Below are 19,605 nucleotides of genomic sequence, written 5' to 3' on the forward strand. Positions count from 1 at the left end.
CTTTCGGCTCCGGGTAAGTCATTCGGCCCAGGAATACTCTCCGAATTCCTCCCAGCTCAGCCGGGAATACATCAAGGCGCTTCCATGGCGCACTCGGCCCACACCGTCTTGCCGACGGGCCGCTCCGCCACGCCCCACGTCCGCGCCAGCACCCAGACGAGGATCAGACCCCGGCCGCCCTCCTCCTCCGGGTCGGTGACGATCCACAGTTGCCGGTCCCCGCGGGTGTCGCTCACCTCGACACGCAGCGTGTCGTCCGCGAGCAGCAGCAGCCTCAGCTCGAAGTCCCGGCCGGGCACACGTCCGTGCGTGACGGCGTTGGCGGCCAGCTCCGCGACGACCTGCTGCGCGGTGAGCCGGCGGGCCAGGCGGGCACCGCGCGGGGTGGAGCTGAAGCGCAGGGCCAGTTCACCGCGAGGAGCGTTCCGGGTGGAGATCTGGGTGGAGATTTCAGAGTTCACCTGACTCAGCGTGGCCGGTTGTATCTACCCTGGCCAGGGGCGACTTGGCGACTCTGTGTAGCCGTACGGCTGCGGTGGGGCGGGCGTACGGGTCGTCGGTCCTGACCAGGTAGATGTGAGGGCGGTGGCGTGAGTGACGGATGAGCGCAGGCCGGAGACACCGGCGGAGGCCGACGGGACGACGGGGCTGCTGACAGCCCTGGGCAAGATGATGAAACGGCTCCGGGAGCGCAAGGGGCTGACACAGAAGGAGTTCGGGCAGATGGTGGGCTACGGCCCCGATGCCATCTCGTCCATGGAGCGGGGCGTGCGGACCATCCGACCCGAAGTCCTGGAACAGGCGGATGGGCTTCTGGACGCGGACGGCTTGCTCAAGGACGCGATCCCGGAGGTCCGGGAGGCGATGAGCAAGGTTCGCACGCGGCATCCCGAGTGGTATCGAGGCTATGCGGCCATGGAGGCGGAGGCGGTGGAGCTCCACCAGTACTCCATCAACGCGGTGCATGGACTGCTCCAGACCGAGGCACATGCCCACGCGGTGTTCGCCAAACGGCGTCCCTTCCTCGACGAGGAGACGATCGAGAAGCGGGTGGCTGACAGGCTCTCGCGGCAGCAGCTTTTCAGCCGTCGGCCCGCGCCTGTTGTCAGCTACGTGATCGAGGAGGTCGTTCTTGACCGGCCGATCGGCGGACGGGAAGTTCACGCGGTGCAGTTGCAGCGCCTGCTGACGGTCAGCCATATGCAGAACGTGGAAATCCAGGTGATGCCGACCAGGGTTGAGGAACACCCCAGCCTAGGCAGCGCGTTCAACCTCCTGACCCCCAAGAAGCACTCACAGGTGGCCTACACAGAAGCGCAGGGATACCCCCGACTGATCACCGACCCGGAAGAGGTCAGGATGATCGCCGACCGCTATGGGATCATGCGGGCGATGGCCCTCCCGCCCAGGGAGACCCGCACGTTGATCGAGAAGAAGCTGGAGGAGCTATGAACAGCAAGGACCTCGCCTGGTTCAAGTCCAGCTACAGCGACGGCGAAGGCGGCGATTGTGTGGAAGCCGCCTACACCTGGCGCAAGTCGACGTACAGCAGCGGCGGGGGCGGCGAGTGCCTCGAAGTCGCCGCGTGCCCGCACACCGTGCACATCCGCGACTCCAAGACACCCACCGGCCCTCACCTCACCTTCTCCTCAGCTTCCCCGTGGGGGGAATTCCTTTCCTACGCGGTCGCCTTCTCACGGAGTTTCGCGAGCACCGACAGCCTGTCCTCCGCGTGAATTCGCCGGGTCGTGACCCGGTCCGGATAACACCGCAGGAACATGTTGGTGAAGTGGCTTCCGTAGTGGAGGGACTCCTCGTCCCCCGATTCCGCTGAACCCAGCGGACGCGCCACCGCCTGGAAACTCGGCTCGTGGAAGTACGCGAACGCGTACCGTTCCTTGTCGGCGAGTTTCACCTTGTGCGGGGTGGAGAGGAGTTCCCCTCCGGTGATGAACTGGAGCAGGTCGCCGGGGAACACGGTGAATGTGCTCGGCACCGGTTTCACGTAGGTCCAGTGGTCGTCGTCTTCGAAGACGCCTGCCGCGCTCTCCTCGGGCAGCCAGTTGCGGTTGCGGGCCTCGCCCTCGATCGGCGGCCGGATGTACAGGGCCTGGCCGACCTCGTCCTGCGTGGCGATGACGAGGAGTCCGTAGTCGGTGTGCGCGCCGATGCCCCGGTCGCTCGTGGCGGACGCGGACGGGAAGCGGAGCACCCGCATGTGGTGCCAGCCGTCGTCGGTGAGGCGGGTCAGCGCGTCGATGTCCTGGCCCAGACCAAGGGCCGTGAGCTGGAGGATCCGGTGGCCGAGGCTGCCGGACTGGTCCATGTAGGCGTTGACGGCCTGCCGGTAGTGCTGGCTCGGCCAGGGCACCGGTCCGTGGCAGGGCCAGTTCTCGGCGACCCGGGGGTCGTCGAGGGGGACGTCCTTGGTGACCGTGAAGATCTCGGAACCGTCCTGGACGCCGTCGGTCACCTCCTCGCCGGAGGCGACATAGCCGCTGTAGGAGAGATCGCTGACGAATTCGGATTTTTCGGCGAGTGGAAGAGTGAAGTACTTCCTGCTTGCCGCGTAGGCGTTGGCTACGACGGTTTCCTGGGCGGGTTTCATGGCCACCTGGTAGATGCCGTCCCGTTGCCAGGATTTAACCATTCGCCGCCCGAGTTCTATGTCCTCGGCTAAGCCGGTCACGCGCTCGGGAATGTCGAAAGTAACAAGGTCGCTCATTGAGGAACTCCTTGCACAAAAAAGGAGGCGAGCGGTCAGGCCGCCTCCTTATCGGGGTTTGAGCATGAACATTAAAGTACCTGTCATGAGGCCGTCAACGGCTAACCGGAAGTAACAATTCGTGATCTTTAAGCGCTCACCGCTACCGCGTAGAACCCGAGAATGAAGGCGGGCCCAACGGGTCCTCCCGCAGTACCGGAGGGTTCCTCAGCGCCGTCTCGTACGCCCTCCGCTCGAACGCGAACGGGCCGATCGGCAGCTCGCCCCACTCCTCGCGTTCGGGCTGCTGGAAGGCGGACCAGGTGACCGTCGTGGAGGTCGTCCCGACACGGGCCATCAGCGCCCAGCACTGCCAGAGGCCGCAGGAACAGCCGAGGAGGGGAGTCCGGTCGGCCGCGTCCAGGAAGTGGTTCCCGGTGAAGTCGAGGACGCCCAGACCGTCGTGCTGACGCCAGATCAGCTCGGCCGACTCCCGCTCCTGTTCCTCCTCCTCGAACTGGTCCTCCAGTTCCGGTCGCCACAGCTCACGCGTCGCCCGCGCCGTCAGCGCGCGCAGGTCCGTGCCGTCGACGCGGATGCCCCAGACGAGGGCGGTCGGGTGGTCGGCCCAGGGGTAGTGGAAGAACTCGATGCCGCTCATGCCGTCCGTGCCGCTCACGCCGCTCACGCCGCTCATGCCGTTCACGAGCGGCATGCTCCCTGGTCCGGGGGCCGTCCGCGAATCCTTTAGTGCTGCGCGTACAGGCCCTCCACCTGGTCCGCGAAGTCCCGCATGATCGTCTCGCGGCGGAGCTTCATCGAGGGGGTGAGGTGGCCGGCGAACTCGGAGAAGTCCGTGGGGAGGATGACGAAGCGGCGGATCGACTCCGGGCGGGACACCAGCTTGTTGGCCTCGTCGACCGCGCGCTGGAGGACGGCGTTCAGCTCCTCGTCGTCGATCAGCAGCTCTGCCGGGACGGGGTGCTTGCCGTTCATCTGACGCCAGTGGGTGAGACCGTCGGGGTCGAGGGTGAGGAGGGCGGAGACGTAGGGGCGGCCGTCGCCGAGGACCATGGCCTGGGAGATCAGGGGGTGCGAGCGCAGCCAGTTCTCCAGGGGCGCGGGGGCGACGCTCTTGCCGCCCGCCGTGATGATCATCTCCTTCTTGCGGCCGGTGATCGTCAGATAGCCCTCGTCGTCGAGCTCGCCGATGTCTCCGGTGGCGAGCCAGCCGTCGGGTGCGGCGGGGACCACTCCCCCGGCCGACGGGTCCCAGTAGCCGCGCAGGACATGCTCGCCCGCGACGAGGATCTCGCCGTCCGCCGCTATGCGGATCTTCGTGCCGGGCAGCGGCCAGCCCACGGTTCCCAGGCGGGGCTTCAGCGGCGGGGTCACCGTGGTCGCGGCGGTCGTCTCCGTCAGGCCGTAGCCCTCGTAGATCTCGATGCCCGCGCCGAGGTAGAACGAGGACAGGCGGCGGCCGAGCGGGGAGCCGCCGCAGATGGCGTGGCGGACCCGGCCGCCCATGGCGTTGCGGATGCGGCGGTAGACGAGCGGGTCGTAGAAGGTGCGGGCGGCGCGCAGGGTGGCCGCCGGGCCGTGGCCGGTGCCGGTCTTCTGCGCCTCGACCGCCTCGCCGTAGCGGCGAGCGACGCCGACCGCCCGGTCGAAGGAGGTGACCCGGCCGCCGGCCTCCGCCTTCGCACGGGCGGTGTTGAAGACCTTCTCCAGCATGTACGGGATGGCGAGGAGACAGGTGGGTCTGAAGGCCGCCAGGTCCGGCAGGAGGTCGTCGGACTTGAGGCTGGGCGCGTGGCCGAGGCGGACGCGGGCGCGGATGCAGGCGATGGCGACCATCCGGCCGAAGACATGCGACATGGGGAGGAAGAGGAGGACGGAGAGGTCCTCGCCCTTCGACTTGAAGACCGGGTAGAGCAGTTCGATCGCGTTGTCGACCTCGGCGAAGAAGTTGCCGTGGGTGAGCGCGCAGCCTTTGGGGCGGCCGGTGGTGCCGGAGGTGTAGATGAGGGTGCACAGGGTGTCGGGGACGAGCATCCCCCGGCGGATCTCCACCTCGGCGTCCGGGACATGCTCGCCCGCCTCGATCAGCCGGTCCACGTGCCCCTTCTCCATGACCCAGAGGTGGTGGAGGTCGGGCAGCCGGTCGAGTTCGGGGCCGAGGGCGGCCGCCTGGCCGGCGGTCTCGGTGACGAGGGCGACCGCGCCGGAGTCGTGCAGGATCCAGCGGGTCTGGAAGACGGACGACGTCGGGTAGATGGGGACGGTGACCAGGCCCGCCGCCCAGGCCGCGAAGTCGAGCAGCGTCCACTCGTACGTCGTGCGGGCCATGATGGCGAGCCGGTCGCCGGGCACCAGCCCCTCCGCTATCAGCCCCCTGGCCACCGCGTGGACCTGGGCGGCGAAGCGCTCGGCCGTGATGTCCGTCCAGTCGCCGTCCTTGTCCTTGCGGCTGACGACCACCGCCTGGGGGGCGGCGGCCGCGTTGTCGTAGGGCAGGTCGGCGAGCGAGCCGTAGGTCACCGGGCGCGCCAGCGCCGGAACGGAGGCCTCCCGTACCGCGCCGTCCAGCCGTCGCGTCTCGGGTTCCACGAGGGCGGGGGGAGCGTCGAAGTCGGCGGAGACGTATGCCGAGCCGGCGGCTGAGTACGGGGTGGACACGGGCGGCTCCCTGAGCGTGCAGCGAGAAAAACTGCTTGCTGCATGACGTACGTGCTTCGCGCACCGAGGCGTTCAACCGCGATGCCCCCTAACGGACTTTAAGAGGCCCTAAGACGTCCTAAGGCCCTTTAAGGCAGGGGTTACCACCGGTTAGGTAGCGGATCGTACGACGTGCACGTGTGGGGCTTGTGCGTGTTCCGGGATGTTCCGGGGCTGGGGATGTGCAATCTCGGCGGTTATATGAGGAATCTTCATGTTCGTTCCAGAATCGCGGTCACCCCCTGGCCGCCCGCCGCGCAGATCGAGATCAGTCCCCGTGCCGGGCCGTCCCGTTCGGCGAGCAGCTTGGCCAGCGTGGCGACGATACGGGCCCCGGTCGCCGCGAAGGGGTGGCCGGTCGCGAGGGAGGAGCCGACGACGTTCAGCCGGTCGCGGTCGACGGGCGCGAGGCCCTGCTTCTCCCAGGCCGCGAGGGTCGCCAACACCTGGGAGGCGAAGGCCTCATGGACCTCGAAGAGGTCGAAGTCCTCGATGCCCAGACCGGTGCGCGCCAGCATACGGGGGACTGCGTAGGCGGGGGCCATCAGCAACCCGTCGCCACCGGAGCCGTTCCCACCGGAGCCTTTCCCGCCCGTCCCGTCCTGGCCGTCGGCGATGTCGCCGTGCACGAAGTCGACGGCCGCCGTCTCGTAGGCGGTCAGATAGGCGAGCGGCTCCAGGCCCCGCGCCTCGGCCCACTCCTCGGAGGCGAGGAGGACCACGGCCGCGCCGTCCGTCAGCGGCGTCGAGTTGCCCGCCGTCATGGTCGGGTCGGGACCGTCCGTGCCGAACACCGGCTTCAGACGGGCGAGTTGCTCGGCCGTCGAGTCCGGGCGCAGGTTCTGGTCGCGGGCCAGGTCGCGGAACGGGACGACGAGATCGCCGAAGAAGCCCCGCTCGTACGCGGCGGCGAGCCGCTGGTGACTGGTGGCCGCCAGTTCGTCCTGGGCCTCGCGCTCGATGCCCCAGGCGCGGGCGGTGACCGCCGCGTGCTCGCCCATGGACAGGCCGGTGCGCGGCTCGGCGTTACGCGGGATGTCGGGGATCAGGTGGGAGGGGCGGATCTGCGCGAGCGCCTTGAGGCGGGCGCCCGTCGACTTCGCCCGGCGGGCCTGAAGCAGGATGCGGCGCAGGCGGTCGTTGACGCCGAGGGGGGCGTCGCTGGCGGTGTCGGCGCCGCCGGCGATCGCGGACTCGGTCTGGCCGAGGGCGATCTTGTTGGCGGCGGCGATCACGGCCTGGAGCCCGGTGCCGCAGGCCTGCTGGATGTCGTAGGCGGGGGTGCGGGCGTCGAGCTTCGAGCCGAGGACGGTCTCGCGGGCCAGGTTGAAGTCACGGCTGTGCTTGAGGACGGCGCCGGCGACCAACTCGCCCACCACGCCCGGGACGTCGAGCGCGTACCGGTTCGCCAGCCCGTTCACGGCCGCCGTCAGCATCTCCTGGTTGGAGGCGGTGGCGTAGGGGCCGTCGGAGCGGGCGAAGGGGATGCGGGCGCCGCCGACGATCGCGACGCGACGGGCGCGCGGGGGCTCGACCGGGGGCTTCGGGGTGTCTTCGCGCACCAGCTCCAGGGGGCTCATTCTCGACCTGCTCCTCACCCGTGACCTAGACTTACCCCCGGTAACCTTACTCCGGAGCAAGCATATTTCCGTCGTGCCGAGCCCGTGGGAGACGAGACGCACATGGCCGACCGCTATCTGAGCTTCACCGCCACCGCACCCGGCCGTTTCCTCACCCGGCGACTCGGGCTCCCGCAGCCGGCGGCGCTCAGCCGCTTCTCGCCCGAACGTCCCTCTCTCACAGGCAGCTTGGCTCACCTTACGGCCGGCAGGTCCACCGTCGGCGATCTTGCGGCCGTCCTCTCCCGCACCGGTCTGCCGCCCGCCGCCGCCGACCCCGGCGCCATCGACCCGGCCGCCACCGGTTTCGCCGCCGACCCCGCCGCTGTCGTCCTCGACGCGACCGGCGTGCGGGACGTCGAGTCGCTCGCCGAGGTGCACGCGGCCCTGCACCCGGTGGTGCGGTCGGTCGCGGCGAGCGGACGGGTCGTTGTGCTGGGCGCGCCCCTCGATCCCGAGGACCACCACCAGGCGGCCGTGCAGCAGGCCCTGGAGGGGTTCGTGCGGTCGCTCGGCAAGGAGATCGGCCGCGGGCGCACCGTGAACCTCGTCCGGCTGGGCGGCGACGCGGCCGCCGCCGAGTCGACCCTGCGCTTCCTCCTCTCCCCCAGGTCGGCGTACGTCAGCGGCCAGGTGATCGCGGTGGCGGCCGGCGGGTCCGGGGAGTCCGACGGGTCCGAGGGCCCCGACGACTGGTCGCGGCCTCTCGCCGGCCGTACCGCGCTGGTCACCGGCGCGGCCCGAGGCATCGGCGAGGCGGTCGCCGAGACGCTGGCCCGGGACGGCGCCCATGTCGTCGTCCTGGATGTGCCGCAGGCCGAGGAGGACGCCCGTCGGGTCGCCGAGCGGCTGGGCGGCACCGCTCTCGCGCTCGACATCACGGCCGCCGACGCGGGCGAGCGGATCGCCGCCGAACTCCCCGACGGGCTGGACGTGTTGATCCACAACGCGGGGATCACCCGGGACCGGCGGCTGGTCAACATGCCTGCGGAGCGGTGGAGTTCCGTCCTGGACGTCAATCTGGCGAGCGTGCTGCGCACGACGGACGCGCTGCTCGCCAAGGGCGCCCTGCGGCCGGGCGGGCGGATCGTGGCGACCGCCTCCATCGCCGGGCTCGCGGGCAACGCGGGGCAGACGAACTACGGCGCGAGCAAGGCGGGCGTCGCCGGTCTGGTCCGCTCCCTCGCACCGCGCGCGCTCGCCGAACACGGGGTCACGGTGAACGCGGTGGCGCCGGGGTTCATCGAGACGAAGATGACGGCCGCGGTGCCGCTGTTCATCCGCGAGGCGGGCCGCCGGATGAACTCCCTCGCGCAGGGCGGGCTACCCGTCGACGTCGCCGAGACGACGGCGTGGCTCGCGCATCCCGCCTCCGGCGCGGTGAACGGGCAGGTCGTGCGGGTGTGCGGCCAGAGCCTTCTGGGGGCGTAGTGGCCGCGGTGACCACGACCCTCTCCCGCCTGCCCGCCCTCGGCCCGCTGTTCGCCCTCGGCGCCCTGCGCTCGCCCTTCAAGCGGCCCCTGCCGGGTGTGGAATTCCCGGGCCTCGGCGACCGCCTGGTCCTGCCCGGCCTGCGCGTCGACCTGTCCCGCCTCGCCGCGTACGAACGGGTGTGCGCCTTCCCGACCGGTGAGGACTCGCTGCCGCTGACCTATCCCCATGTCCTGGGCTTCCCCCTGGCCATGCGCCTGATGAGCCGCCGGGACTTCCCCCTCCCGCTGCTCGGCCTCGTCCACACCTCGATCGAGATCACCCGCCACACGGCCCTGGCGGCCACGGGAACGTACGAACTCACCGTGTACGTCGACCGGTTGGCTCCGCACCGGCGGGGTACGGAGGCGGTCGTCGTCACCGAGCTGCGCGACGGCGGCAGGGTCGTGTGGGAGTCCACGAGCACGTACCTGGCCCGGCACCGCACCGAGGCCAGGCACGCTCCGAGGGAATCCGAGGCCACGCCCGCTCCGAAAGAGGAACCCGGCCCGCTCCCCGTGCTCGACGAGTGGCGGCTCGCCGCCGACGTCGGCCGGCGCTACGGCGCCGCCTCCGGCGACCGCAACCCCATCCATCTGCACGCCCTCACCGCCCGCCTCTTCGGCTTCCGCCGCGCCATAGCCCACGGCATGTGGACCGTCGCCCGCTGCCTCGCCGCCCACGGCACCCCTCAGGCGGTGCGCGTACGGGCACAGTTCCGGGCCCCGGTACTGCTCCCGAGCACGGTGACCTTCGTGGCGGACGGCGCGCGGTTCGAACTGCGCGGGACGGGAGACGGCAGAGGAGACGGGACGGAAGAGGCGGGACGGGTCCATGTGAGCGGCAGGGTCGACCCACTCGTCCCGTGCCGGGCTTCGTCATGAGGAAGACGGTAGGGGTGGCGGGCAGGGGCGGCCCAGTGCCTCGCATCCAGCGGTGAGCATGACAGACGTCATGCGCCGAGCGCGGCCTCCGGCGGAGTCCACGCGCGGCCTTCCATCAGGTTGCCCAGGCCCGCCCACGCGAAGTTCATCAGCGTCGCGGCTGTCTGGCGGGCCGTGGTGCCGTCGGTGGTGTTGGCCCAGGCGGCCAGGGACTCTGCGGCGCCGACCAGGGCCTCGGCCAGGCCGGCGACCTCGCATTCCGGCAGGTCGGGGTCGGTGGGGGTCCCCCCGCCCGAGCGGAGCCGAGGGTGGGGGAGGGCCTCCCGGGCGGCGACCAGGATCAGCTGCGTCACGAACGCGACGATCTCCTCGCGCATCGCCGCGACCTCGCCCGCGAACCGCTCGCCGTGCGTGCGGGCCTGGAGATGCAGGACGGACCAGGCGTGCGGGTGCTGCGCGGTGTGCGCGAAGAACGCCCGCAGCCCGTCCCAGAGTTGGCGGTCGGCGGGCACGTCGGTGCGGACACCGGTGCGGACCGCCTCGACGAGCGCCTTGGCCTCACGCCGGATGCACGCGCTGAAGAGGTCTTCCTTGGAGTTCAGGTACAGGTACACCAACGGCTTGGACACGCCCGCGAGTTCGGCGATCTCGTCCATCGACGCGGCCATGTACCCCCGGCGGCCGAAGGTCTCCACGGCGGCGTCCAGCATCTGCTGCTCACGGACCGCACGCGGCATCCGCTTGGTCTTCACGGCACCCATGAGCACAGAGTAGTTGGGCCCGGCCGGACCCGACCCCGGACGAGCAGCCGGGAGCTGGAGCTCCGGCCTCAGGAGGTCTGCGTCTGGCCCTGTGTCTGGCCCTGCGTCTGGCCCTGCGTCTGGCCCTGGCCCTGGGGGCGGGTGGCCTCGTCGACCGTGGCGTCCTCCTGGGAGCGGTTGGCCTCCAGGTTGGCCTTCATGCGGTCGACGCGCTCCACGACCGTCACCGAGGCGCGGTCGCGCTCCTTGCGCAGCACCACGAAGCTGATCGGCGCGGAGATCACCAGCGAGAGCAGGAGGATCCACATGATGTTGGAGTCGCCGAGGCCGCGCGGGATGACGCCCGAGTAGACGAGACCCCAGACGACCACGAAGCAGCCGGCGAAGACACCGAGGCGCATCAGTGTGTAGCGGAGCATGTCAATCCACTCTTCCGTTTCCAAAAGGGGCCAGCGTCCAGTGAAGCACGCCGGACCGCCGATCTCGCAGCCGCCCCCGCGGGGTCAGAGGATCACAGGAGCGGCCTCAGGTCAGCGGCAGCAGCATGGTGACGTCGTCCCGGTCGTCCCCCGGCGCGACCCTGATGGCACCGGGCACCCGGCCGACCTCCTTGTAGCCGCAGGACCCGTAGAAGCGCTCCAGGCCGAGCCCGCCGCGGCAGGTGAGCTGGATCGCCTCGATGCCCTCGAAGCCGCGGGCGGCGTCCTCGACGGCCGCCAGGAGGTCACGTCCGTAGCCCTTGCCCTGGTGCCGGGGGTGGACCATCACCGTGTACAGCCAGACCCAGTGGGTCTTCAGCCGGTGCGCGTTGAAGGAGAAGAACGCGGTCGCCGCCACCTCACCGGCCTCGTCACGCCCGACGAGCAGCCGCATCCGCCCCTCGACCATGGACACGAGGTGGCGGACCAGCTCCGGCCGAACCGTCTCACGCTCGACCGGCGGCACGAAGCCGACGGCTCCGCCCGCGTTGGAGACGTCCGTCCACAGGTCGAGGACGCCGTCGCGCAGGGCAGGGGTGATGGCGGGGTCGAGGGTGAAGGTAAGCGACACACCGGGATCGTAATCCTTACGACAAGACGCGTGCCGCCGTTCTCAGATCCTGGACCAGCCCCTGGTAGGCGCCCTCGCGGTCGTCGGCGCGCAGCACCGAGGAGGGGTGGACCGTGGGCACCAGCCGCTCGCGGCGGCCGTGGATCTCCTCCTCCAGGACCGTCCCGCGCACCTCCCCCACCCGGAACGACGACCCCAGCAGCGCCTTCCCGGCCGTCGCGCCCAGCACCACGATCAGCTCGGGCTCGACGAGGGCGAGCTCGGCCGCGAGCCAGGGGGCGCACGCCGTCATCTCACGAAGGTTCGGCGCCTTGTGGATACGGCGTTTTCGGGGCTCCGCCTGCGTGAACTTGAAGTGCTTGACCGCGTTGGTCACGTAGGCCTCGCCGGGATCGATGCCGGCCTCTGCGAGGGCACGGTCGAGGAGTTTGCCCGCGGGGCCGACGAAAGGCCTGCCCTGGCGGTCCTCCTGGTCGCCGGGCTGCTCGCCGACGAGCATCACCCGGGCGTCGGCCGCCCCCGCGCCGAACACCGTCTGGGTGGCGTCCCGGTGCAGCGGGCAGCCGCGGCAACCGGCCGCCGCCTTGCGCAGCGCGGTGAGACCGCCGTGCTCCGGAACAAAGGGCCCTGCCGTGTAGGCGTCCTCAGGCGCTCGCGTGGTCACCATGGGGTTCGAGTACCCGCCGTGGACTCGGACCCCGCGCTCACCCCGGCTGAATAGTCACACCCGCATCGGCTGCGGGGCGTCCCGGCGGGACGGGTCCGGGCCGTCGTACTCGCGGATGATCTCGTAGCGCGTGTTCCGCTCCACCGGACGGAAGCCCGCGTCGCGGATGAGGTCGAGGAGGTCCTCGCGGGTCAGCTTGTTCGGGGTGCCGTAGTTGTCGGCGTCGTGCGTGATCTTGTACTCGACGACCGAGCCGTCCATGTCGTCCGCGCCGTGCTGGAGCGCGAGCTGCGCGGTCTGCACACCGTGCATGACCCAGAAGACCTTGACGTGCGGGACGTTGTCGAAGAGCAGACGGGAGACCGCGAAGGTCTTCAGCGCCTCCGCGCCGGTCGCCATCTGGGTACGGGCCTGGAGCCGGTTGCGGACCTTGCCGTCCTTCATGTCCACGAAGTCGTGCTGGTAGCGGAGCGGGATGAAGACCTGGAAGCCGTTCGTCTCGTCCTGCAGCTCACGCAGGCGCAGGACGTGGTCGACCCGATGGCGCGGTTCCTCGATGTGGCCGTACAGCATGGTGCACGGGGTCTTCAGACCCTTCTCGTGCGCCAGGCGGTGGATCCGCGACCAGTCCTCCCAGTGCGTGCGGTGGTCGACGATGTGCTGCCTGACCTCCCAGTCGAAGATCTCCGCGCCGCCGCCGGTGAGGGACTCCAGGCCCGCGTCGATGAGCTCGTCGAGGATCTCCGACGCCGACAGACCGGAGATCGTCTCGAAGTGGTGGATCTCCGTGGCCGTGAAGGCCTTCAGCGAGACGTTCGGGAGGGCGGCCTTCAACTCCCGCAGCGAACGCGGGTAGTAGCGCCACGGCAGGTTCGGGTGCAGGCCGTTGACGATGTGCAGCTCGGTGAGGTTCTCGCCCTCCATCGCCTTGGCGAGCTTCACCGCCTCCTCGATGCGCATCGTGTACGCGTCCTTCTCGCCCGGCTTGCGCTGGAACGAGCAGTAGGCGCAGGACGCCGTGCACACGTTGGTCATGTTGAGGTGCCGGTTGACGTTGAAGTGGACGACGTCGCCGTTCTTCCGCGTCCGTACCTCGTGCGCGAGACCGCCCAGCCAGGCCAGGTCGTCCGACTCGTACAGCGCGATGCCGTCCTCACGGGTCAGCCGCTCACCGGCCCTGACCTTCTCCTCCAGCTCGCGCTTGAGCCCGACGTCCATGACCACACCTTTCTCCGACAACTCGACCAACCGTACGCCCACAGCTCTCTAGACCTCTTCGGGAAGCTCTCCCACCCGGTTCTCCCACTTCGTGGAGAGCACGATGGTCGTACGGGTCCGGGAGACGCCCTTCGTTCCCGACAGCCGTCGGATGATCTTCTCCAGGCCGTCCACGTCGTTCGCCCGTACCTTGAGCATGAACGAGTCGTCGCCGGCGATGAACCAGCAGTCCTCGATCTCGCTGAGGTCCTTCATCCGGTTCGCCACGTCCTCGTGGTCGGCGGCGTCGGAGAGGGAGATGCCGATGAGGGCGGTGACGCCGAGACCGAGCTGCGCGGCGTTCACCGTGGCGCGGTAGCCGGTGATGACGCCGGCCGCCTCCAGCCGGTTGATGCGGTCGGTGACACTGGGTCCCGACAGTCCGACGAGGCGCCCCAACTCCGCGTAGGAGGCCCGGCCGTTCTCCCTCAGGGCCTGGATGAGCTGCCTGTCCACCGCGTCCATGCGAATCGAAGCCTTCCGATCAAAGTTCCTGAAGAGATGAGAGGTGCCACGGCGTACGGTGTGCTCAGGTGTCCCGGACCGCGCCCAGCTCGCCGTCCCACCGGCGGTACAGTCCGTGCGCGACCCCCGCCGCGTCGAGGACCCGCCCGGCGACGAAGTCGACCAGGTCCTGGATGTGGGTGGCCCCCGCGTAGAAGGCGGGCGAGGCCGGTACGACGCTCGCGCCGGCGTCGTCGAGAGCGACCAGATGCCGCAGCGTCTGCCCGTTCAACGGGGTCTCCCGTACGGCGACGACGAGCGCCCGGCGCTCCTTGAGCGTGACGCTCGCCGCACGCTGGAGGAGGTCCTTCGACAGGCCGAGGGCGACACCGGCGACGCAGGCGGTGGAGGCGGGCACGATCAGCATCCCCTTCGCGGGATACGACCCCGACGACGGCCCCGCCGCAAGGTCCCCCGCGCTCCAGTACCGCACGGCCTCGACGCCGGCCTCGACGTCGACCTCGACGTCGACCTCGAACGTGCCCGGCTTGCCGTCGGCGCCCCGCGTCAGCCATTCCCGCAGGTCGTCCCGCCAGTGCGCGTCCCGGAAGGAGATCCCGGTCTCGTCGAGCAGCGTGAGCCGCGAGGCCCGGCTGACCACCAGGTCCACGCTCTCCCCCGCGGCGAGCAGCGCACGCAGGACGGCGGCGGCATAGGGCGTACCGGACGCCCCGGACACCCCCACGATCCAAGGCACGCGCTGCGTTTCTCCTGCGTTCACACCTTGAGCGTACCGGTGGGCGGAAAGGTCTTCAGGACCGGTAGGGCGCGTGGGGGTCGACGGGGAGGCCGGAGGTGGCGAGGGTGATTTTGCCGAGAGTCGAGGCGACGATCAGTTCGGGACCGTACGGGATGGTGTCTCTGCCCGCATAACCGTCGGCACCGGGGTTCCACAGCGTGACGACATGCCCTTGGAGAGGGTCGAAAATCAGATAGTTGGCGATGCCTCGGGAGGCGTACCAGCGCGACTTGACCTCGTAGTCGCGGCGGATGCTGCCCTTGGAGACGACTTCGACCGCCAGCTCGACGAGATCTGGCGAGTACGCGCCCTCGTTCTTCGCCACCTCCGATGCCGGGATGATCGCCAGGTCGGGGCAGAACTCGTTGTCCTCGTCGAACGGGAAGGCGACGTCGCTTGTGAAGCCCCACTCCTCGGCCACCTGCTCGCGGAGGGCGTTCCAGACCAGTCGGAGGGTCTCCGCGTCGTGTGGCTTGACCGGACTCATCACGATGCTGCCCTCGACAATCTCCGTCAGATAGCCGGGGAACATGTCCTCCAGCTCGCTGAGCTGTGAGTGCAGGCGGTCAAGGTCCGAGACGCTCACGCTGGCCTCCTTGGGTTCCTGCGCTCGATGGTAGGCCGCAACGTACTCAGACGCTCAGACCCCGAACCAGGAGATCCAGCAACGCACACACGAACAGGGCAATGCCGATGAAACCGTTGACGCTGAAGAACGCCCTGTTCAGACGGGACAGGTCATGGGGCCGCACGATGGTGTGCTCGTAGACGAACGCGCCCGCCACGATCAGCAGTCCGAGCCAGAAGAACGCGCCGGCGTCAGTGACGAGGGCGTACCAGACGAACAGAGCCGTCGTGATCGCGTGGCAGGCGCGCGCCCCCCGGATCGCCGCCGGGATGCCGAAGCGGGCCGGAACCGACATGACGCCGATCTCACGGTCGGTCTCGACGTCCTGGCAGGCGTAGATCAGGTCGAAGCCGCCGATCCAGACGCCGACCGCCAGGCCGAGGATCACCGCGTCCCACGACCACTCGCCGGTGATCGCCAGCCAGCCGCCGATCGGACCCATGGCCTGGGCGAGGCCCAGGATGGCCTGCGGGAAGTTCGTGAACCGTTTGCCGTACGGGTACACCACCATCGGGATGACCGCGACGGGGGCGAGGGCCAGGCAGAGGGGGTTGAGCATGGCCGCCGAGCCGAGGAACACCGCGACGGCGATCAACGCGCCCGTCCAGGCGTGCCTGACCGACATCGCACCGGTCACCAGCTCACGGTGGGCCGTGCGCGGGTTGCGGGCGTCGATCTCGCGGTCGATGATCCGGTTGACCGCCATCGCGAAGGTGCGCAGGCCCACCATGCAGATGGTGACCAGCAGCAGCCTGCCCCAGTGGATGTTGCCGTCCTGCTGGAACATCGCGGTCAGCGCGGCGATGTAGGCGAAGGGCAGCGCGAAGATCGAGTGCTCGATCATCACCAGGCGCAGGAACGCACGGGCTCTGCCGGGCTGGGGAATCGCGGCGGCGGAGGCGCTCACAGTCCGTATTCCTTCCAGCGTCGCGTCACGCGTTCGGACGTCTCCGGGTCGGACAGGACCATCTCGGGCCAGCCGCCGTCGCGGGTGTAGCCCTCCTCGGGCCACTTCTTCGTGGCGTCGATGCCCGCCTTGCCACCCCAGAACTGCTGGTAGGAGGCGTGGTCGAGGTGGTCGACGGGGCCCTCGACGATCGACAGGTCGCGGGCGTAGTCCGTGTTGCCGAGCGCCCGCCAGGCCACCTCGTGCAGGTCGTGGACATCGCAGTCGGAGTCGACGACCACGATCAGCTTGGTCAGCGACATCATGTGAGCGCCCCAGACCGCGTGCATGACCTTCTGCGCGTGCTTGGGGTACTTCTTGTCGATCGAGACGATCGCGCAGTTGTGGAAGCCGCCGGACTCGGGCAGGTGGTAGTCCACGATGTCCGGGACGATGATCTTCAGCAGCGGCAGGAAGAAACGTTCCGTGGCCCGGCCCAGCGGGCCGTCCTCCGTCGGGGGACGGCCGACGACGATCGACTGGAGCAGCGGCCGCTTCCGCATCGTCACGCAGTCGATCTTCAGGGCCGGGAACGGCTCCTGCGGGGTGTAGAAGCCGGTGTGGTCGCCGAAGGGGCCCTCCGGGAGCATCTCGCCCGGCTCCAGCCACCCCTCGATCACTACCTCCGCCTGCGCCGGAACCTGGAGCGGGACGGTCTTGCAGTCGACCATCTCGATCCGCCTGCCCGCGATGAACCCGGCGAAGAGGTACTCGTCGATGTCACCGGGGAGCGGGGCGGTGGAGGCGTAGGTGACGGCGGGCGGGCAGCCGAAGGCGATCGCGACGGGGAGCTTCTCACCCTTGCGCGCGGCGACCTGGTAGTGGTTGCGGCTGTCCTTGTGGATCTGCCAGTGCATGCCGATCGTGCGCTTGTCGTGGCGCTGGAGGCGGTACAGGCCGAGGTTGCGGATCCCGCTCTCCGGGTCCTTGGTGTGCGTCAGGCCCAGGTTGAAGAAGGAGCCGCCGTCCTGCGGCCAGGTGAAGAGGGCGGGCAGGGCGTCGAGGTCGACGTCGTCGCCGTACAGGACGACCTCCTGGACCGGCGCGTCGTCGGCCTTCACCTTCTTCGGCGGCACGTGCGTCATCGCGCCGAGCTTGCCGAACGCCTCGCGCACACCGACGAACCCCTGCGGCAGTTCGGGGCGCAGCAGAGCGCCGATCTTGCCGGAGATGTCCTCGTACGACTTCAGGCCGAGGGCCTTGAGCAGCCGCCGGTCGGTCCCGAAGACGTTCATCGCGAGGGGCATCGACGACCCCTTCACGTTCTCGAAGAGCAGCGCCGGGCCACCGGACTTCTGGACCCGGTCGACGATCTCCCCGACCTCCAGATACGGATCGACCTCGGCCTTGACGCGCTTGAGGTCGCCTTCGCGTTCCAGTGCCCTGAGCAGGGAACGAAGATCGTCGTAAGCCATGTGTCCCAGTATCGGTCAACGGTTACCCTGACCCCGTCACCGGGGCTGCCCAGCGCCCCGCCGCCGTCTTCCGGGAGATCCCACCACCATGCTCAGGTATCTGCCGTTCCTGCTGGTCCTGGCGCTGTGGATCTATGCCTTCATCGACTGCCTGAACACTCCCGAGGAGGAGGTGCGGGGGCTGCCGAAGGTGGTGTGGGTCATCGTCATCCTGCTCTTCGGCGAGGTGCTCGTCGGTCCGATCGCCTGGCTGGTGGCCGGGAAGGTGCGGCACGCCCCGGCGGGCGGGTCCACGCCGTCGGAGTGGCACCGCAACCACCCCGCGAAGTTCGTCGCGCCGGACGACAACCCCGAGTTCCTCAAGTCCCTGAAGGACGAGAACAACAAGGACGAGAAACTCCTCAAGGACTGGGAGGCCGACCTGCGCCGCCGCGAGGAGGAGCTGAAGCGCCGCGAGTCCGGCGAGGACCCCAAGGACAACTGATGGAACTGCGGCTGCTGGCCACCTTCGAGAAGGTCTCCGCCGTCCTGAGCTTCACCCGGGCCGCGGCCGAGCTGAACTACGCCCAGTCCAGCGTGACCAGCCAGATCCGCACCCTGGAGGACTCCCTCGGCGTCGAGCTCTTCGACCGGCTCGGCAGCCGTATCCGGCTCACCGAGGCGGGTGAGCGGCTGCTGCCCTACGCCCGGCAGCTGCGGGAGCTGGCCGAGGAGGCGCGCGTCGCGGTCACCGGCCCGCAGGAGCCCTCCGGCGTGCTCGCCGTCGGCACGATGGAGTCGCTGACCTCCTACCGGCTGCCCCCGCTCCTCGAACTCTTCCACCACCGCTACCCGAAGGTCCGCCTCTCGCTGCGCCCCACCCTCGGGGACGAGACCCGGCAGGCGCTGCGGCAGGGGACGTACGACCTCGGATTCCTGATGGAGGCCGAGACCGAGCACGCGGGGCTGGAGACGGAGGTGCTGGCGGTGGAGCCGCTCGCCCTCGTCGCCTCGCCGCGACACGCCCTCGCGGGGAAGGAGCCGACGACCGCCGACCTCGTACGGCAACCGCTCCTCGCCACCGAACCGGGGTGCGCCTACCGCGACTTGTTCGAGCGCGAGCTCAAGTCCGCCGACCCCGACGTGCAGTTCATGGAGTTCGGCACGATCGAGGCCACGAAACGCGCGGCGGCCGCCGGCCTCGGGATCTCGTTGCTGCCCGAGGTGACGGTCGCCGCCGAACTCGCGGAGGGGACGCTGCTGCGGCTGGCCTGGGAGCCGCCGTTCACGCTTCGCACGCAGTTGGCGTGGCGGGCCGGGAAGCGGCTTCCGGCGCATGCCCGACTGTTCCTCGAACAGGCGCGGCGGCTCGTGGCCGAGCAAGGGTGACCCTGAGGCTCGCCGTCACGATCAGCGGGACGCCGAGCGCCTGGACGAGGCCGATGTGGTGGCCGTACACCAGCCAGTCCATGCCCATCGCGACCGCCGGATAGGTGAAGGCGAGGACGGCGATCTTCGCGGTCGGCAGCTGGGCGTAGGCGGCGTACATCAGGACGTACATCAGCCCGGTGTGGACGACGCCGAGCCCGACCAGCCAGCCCCAGTCCGCGCCGGTCCCGCCCATCGCGCCGAAGTCGGCGAAGGGGAGGAGGAGGGGGATGCCGACGAGGACCTGGACCAGGGCGATCAGGTGCGGGCGTACGCCGGTGATCCGCTTGGTGACCAGGGTGGACAGGCCGTACAGGAGTGCGGCGAGGAGGGCCTGGCCGACGCCTGTCAGATACGTTCCGCCGCTCGTGAAGTCGGACGGCCTGACGCCCGAGACGAGGATCAGCCCGGCGAAGGCGACGACGATCCAGCCGACCTTGGCGGCGGTGAGCCGCTCGCGGAAGAGCAGGGCTCCCAGCAGCACGACGTAGAACGGCTGGGTGTGGTAGACGACCGTGGCGACGGAGATCGACGTGTTCTCGTACGACTGGAAGAGGAAGACCCAGTTGAAGACGATGAACACACCGCCGAGCACGGCGAGTGAGAGGGTGCGGGGCGTGAAGCCGTGGTCGCGCAGCCAGCCGCGGGACACGACGTACGTCCCCAGCGCCAGCGCGCCGAACAGGACGCGGAAGAAGACGACGTTGAACGGTGAGGCGCCCGACTCGACGACGAAGACGCCGAGGGTGCCGGAGAGCACCATCGCGGCCGTGAGCTGGGCCGTGCCCTTGCTCTCCGAGCCTGTGTTCTGCAAGGCCGTGTTCCCCGAGCCCGCG

General features: G+C 69.6%; 22 protein-coding genes. 6 read left to right on the plus strand and 16 right to left on the minus strand.

Annotated elements, in window-relative coordinates; genetic code table 11:
* Positions 1–71 precede the first annotated feature (71 nt).
* Positions 72–461 (minus strand): ATP-binding protein, encoded by a 390-nt coding sequence (locus ACIBTS_RS35210; RefSeq protein ID WP_399324766.1) that lies wholly within the window; start codon positions 459–461, stop codon positions 72–74.
* A 133-nt stretch (positions 462–594) separates the two neighbouring features.
* On the opposite strand from ACIBTS_RS35210, the gene ACIBTS_RS35215 reads away from it, so the two are divergent.
* Positions 595–1,452 (plus strand): helix-turn-helix domain-containing protein, encoded by an 858-nt coding sequence (locus tag ACIBTS_RS35215; RefSeq protein ID WP_399324767.1) that lies wholly within the window; start codon positions 595–597, stop codon positions 1,450–1,452.
* The gene (locus ACIBTS_RS35220) at positions 1,449–1,736 is read left to right on the plus strand and encodes a DUF397 domain-containing protein (protein ID WP_399324768.1); all 288 of its coding nucleotides are present in this window, start codon (positions 1,449–1,451) and stop codon (positions 1,734–1,736) included. The genes ACIBTS_RS35215 and ACIBTS_RS35220 overlap by 4 nt, the downstream gene beginning before the upstream one ends.
* Here the strand turns inward: ACIBTS_RS35220 and ACIBTS_RS35225 are convergent.
* The 4 genes from ACIBTS_RS35225 to ACIBTS_RS35240 all read right to left on the minus strand — a co-directional run bounded on the left by ACIBTS_RS35225 (position 1,679) and on the right by ACIBTS_RS35240 (position 7,002).
* A complete protein-coding gene (locus ACIBTS_RS35225) occupies positions 1,679–2,725 on the minus strand; it encodes a 2-oxoglutarate and iron-dependent oxygenase domain-containing protein (protein ID WP_399324770.1) in 1,047 nt (348 codons plus the stop codon). The two genes, ACIBTS_RS35220 and ACIBTS_RS35225, sit on opposite strands and share 58 nt — an antisense overlap.
* 142 nt (positions 2,726–2,867) lie before the next feature.
* Positions 2,868–3,401: a hypothetical protein gene (locus ACIBTS_RS35230; protein ID WP_399324872.1), complete on the minus strand. Its 534-nt coding sequence runs from the start codon at positions 3,399–3,401 to the stop codon at positions 2,868–2,870.
* 50 nt (positions 3,402–3,451) lie between these two features.
* Positions 3,452–5,383 (minus strand): AMP-dependent synthetase/ligase, encoded by a 1,932-nt coding sequence (locus ACIBTS_RS35235; RefSeq protein ID WP_399324771.1) that lies wholly within the window; start codon positions 5,381–5,383, stop codon positions 3,452–3,454.
* Positions 5,384–5,634: 251 nt separating this feature from the next.
* Positions 5,635–7,002 carry an acetyl-CoA C-acetyltransferase gene (locus ACIBTS_RS35240; RefSeq protein WP_399324772.1) on the minus strand — a complete coding sequence of 456 codons (1,368 nt, stop codon included), beginning with the start codon at positions 7,000–7,002 and terminating at the stop codon, positions 5,635–5,637.
* A 102-nt stretch (positions 7,003–7,104) separates the two neighbouring features.
* Here ACIBTS_RS35240 and ACIBTS_RS35245 point away from each other — a divergent pair, with 102 nt between their 5' ends.
* The gene (locus tag ACIBTS_RS35245) at positions 7,105–8,472 is read left to right on the plus strand and encodes a 3-oxoacyl-ACP reductase (protein WP_399324773.1); all 1,368 of its coding nucleotides are present in this window, start codon (positions 7,105–7,107) and stop codon (positions 8,470–8,472) included.
* 8 nt (positions 8,473–8,480) lie between these two features.
* Positions 8,481–9,395, plus strand: a complete 915-nt coding sequence (locus tag ACIBTS_RS35250) for a MaoC family dehydratase (RefSeq protein WP_399324774.1) — start codon at positions 8,481–8,483, stop codon at positions 9,393–9,395.
* A 68-nt stretch (positions 9,396–9,463) separates the two neighbouring features.
* Here the strand turns inward: ACIBTS_RS35250 and ACIBTS_RS35255 are convergent, their stop codons facing one another.
* From ACIBTS_RS35255 to ACIBTS_RS35300, 10 genes are all read right to left on the minus strand, one after another.
* A complete protein-coding gene (locus ACIBTS_RS35255; protein WP_399324775.1) occupies positions 9,464–10,156 on the minus strand; it encodes a TetR/AcrR family transcriptional regulator in 693 nt (230 codons plus the stop codon).
* A 68-nt stretch (positions 10,157–10,224) separates the two neighbouring features.
* Positions 10,225–10,575, minus strand: a complete 351-nt coding sequence (locus ACIBTS_RS35260) for a DUF4229 domain-containing protein (RefSeq protein ID WP_399324776.1) — start codon at positions 10,573–10,575, stop codon at positions 10,225–10,227.
* A gap of 106 nt (positions 10,576–10,681) precedes the next feature.
* A complete protein-coding gene (locus tag ACIBTS_RS35265; protein ID WP_399324777.1) occupies positions 10,682–11,206 on the minus strand; it encodes a GNAT family N-acetyltransferase in 525 nt (174 codons plus the stop codon).
* A gap of 16 nt (positions 11,207–11,222) precedes the next feature.
* A complete protein-coding gene (locus tag ACIBTS_RS35270) occupies positions 11,223–11,873 on the minus strand; it encodes a UdgX family uracil-DNA binding protein (RefSeq protein ID WP_399324778.1) in 651 nt (216 codons plus the stop codon).
* A 54-nt stretch (positions 11,874–11,927) separates the two neighbouring features.
* A complete protein-coding gene (gene mqnE / locus ACIBTS_RS35275) occupies positions 11,928–13,091 on the minus strand; it encodes an aminofutalosine synthase MqnE (protein ID WP_399324779.1) in 1,164 nt (387 codons plus the stop codon).
* A gap of 48 nt (positions 13,092–13,139) precedes the next feature.
* A complete protein-coding gene (locus ACIBTS_RS35280; protein ID WP_319672767.1) occupies positions 13,140–13,595 on the minus strand; it encodes an Lrp/AsnC family transcriptional regulator in 456 nt (151 codons plus the stop codon).
* A gap of 64 nt (positions 13,596–13,659) precedes the next feature.
* Positions 13,660–14,331 (minus strand): UbiX family flavin prenyltransferase, encoded by a 672-nt coding sequence (locus ACIBTS_RS35285; RefSeq protein WP_399324780.1) that lies wholly within the window; start codon positions 14,329–14,331, stop codon positions 13,660–13,662.
* A gap of 55 nt (positions 14,332–14,386) precedes the next feature.
* The gene (locus tag ACIBTS_RS35290) at positions 14,387–14,959 is read right to left on the minus strand and encodes a Uma2 family endonuclease (RefSeq protein WP_399324781.1); all 573 of its coding nucleotides are present in this window, start codon (positions 14,957–14,959) and stop codon (positions 14,387–14,389) included.
* Positions 14,960–15,005: 46 nt separating this feature from the next.
* Positions 15,006–15,908, minus strand: a complete 903-nt coding sequence (gene mqnP / locus ACIBTS_RS35295; protein ID WP_399324782.1) for a menaquinone biosynthesis prenyltransferase MqnP — start codon at positions 15,906–15,908, stop codon at positions 15,006–15,008.
* Complete coding sequence (locus ACIBTS_RS35300) at positions 15,905–17,362, minus strand: menaquinone biosynthesis decarboxylase (RefSeq protein WP_399324783.1); 1,458 nt, start codon at positions 17,360–17,362, stop codon at positions 15,905–15,907. Before ACIBTS_RS35300 ends, mqnP begins: the two co-directional genes overlap by 4 nt.
* Positions 17,363–17,450: 88 nt before the next feature.
* Here ACIBTS_RS35300 and ACIBTS_RS35305 point away from each other — a divergent pair, with 88 nt between their 5' ends.
* Together ACIBTS_RS35305 and ACIBTS_RS35310 are read left to right on the plus strand one after the other, a co-directional pair.
* Positions 17,451–17,846 (plus strand): PLD nuclease N-terminal domain-containing protein, encoded by a 396-nt coding sequence (locus tag ACIBTS_RS35305; RefSeq protein ID WP_399324784.1) that lies wholly within the window; start codon positions 17,451–17,453, stop codon positions 17,844–17,846.
* Positions 17,846–18,730 (plus strand): LysR family transcriptional regulator, encoded by an 885-nt coding sequence (locus ACIBTS_RS35310; RefSeq protein WP_399324785.1) that lies wholly within the window; start codon positions 17,846–17,848, stop codon positions 18,728–18,730. The genes ACIBTS_RS35305 and ACIBTS_RS35310 overlap by 1 nt, the downstream gene beginning before the upstream one ends.
* On the opposite strand, the gene ACIBTS_RS35315 is transcribed toward ACIBTS_RS35310, so the two are convergent.
* Entirely contained in the window at positions 18,627–19,532 is a 906-nt protein-coding gene (locus ACIBTS_RS35315; RefSeq protein ID WP_319672773.1) for a DMT family transporter, read from the minus strand. The two genes, ACIBTS_RS35310 and ACIBTS_RS35315, sit on opposite strands and share 104 nt — an antisense overlap.
* Between the last annotated feature and the right edge of the window lie 73 nt (positions 19,533–19,605).

This window comes from Streptomyces sp. NPDC050121, from assembly GCF_044460385.1.
GTDB classification, from domain to species: domain Bacteria; phylum Actinomycetota; class Actinomycetes; order Streptomycetales; family Streptomycetaceae; genus Streptomyces; species Streptomyces soliscabiei.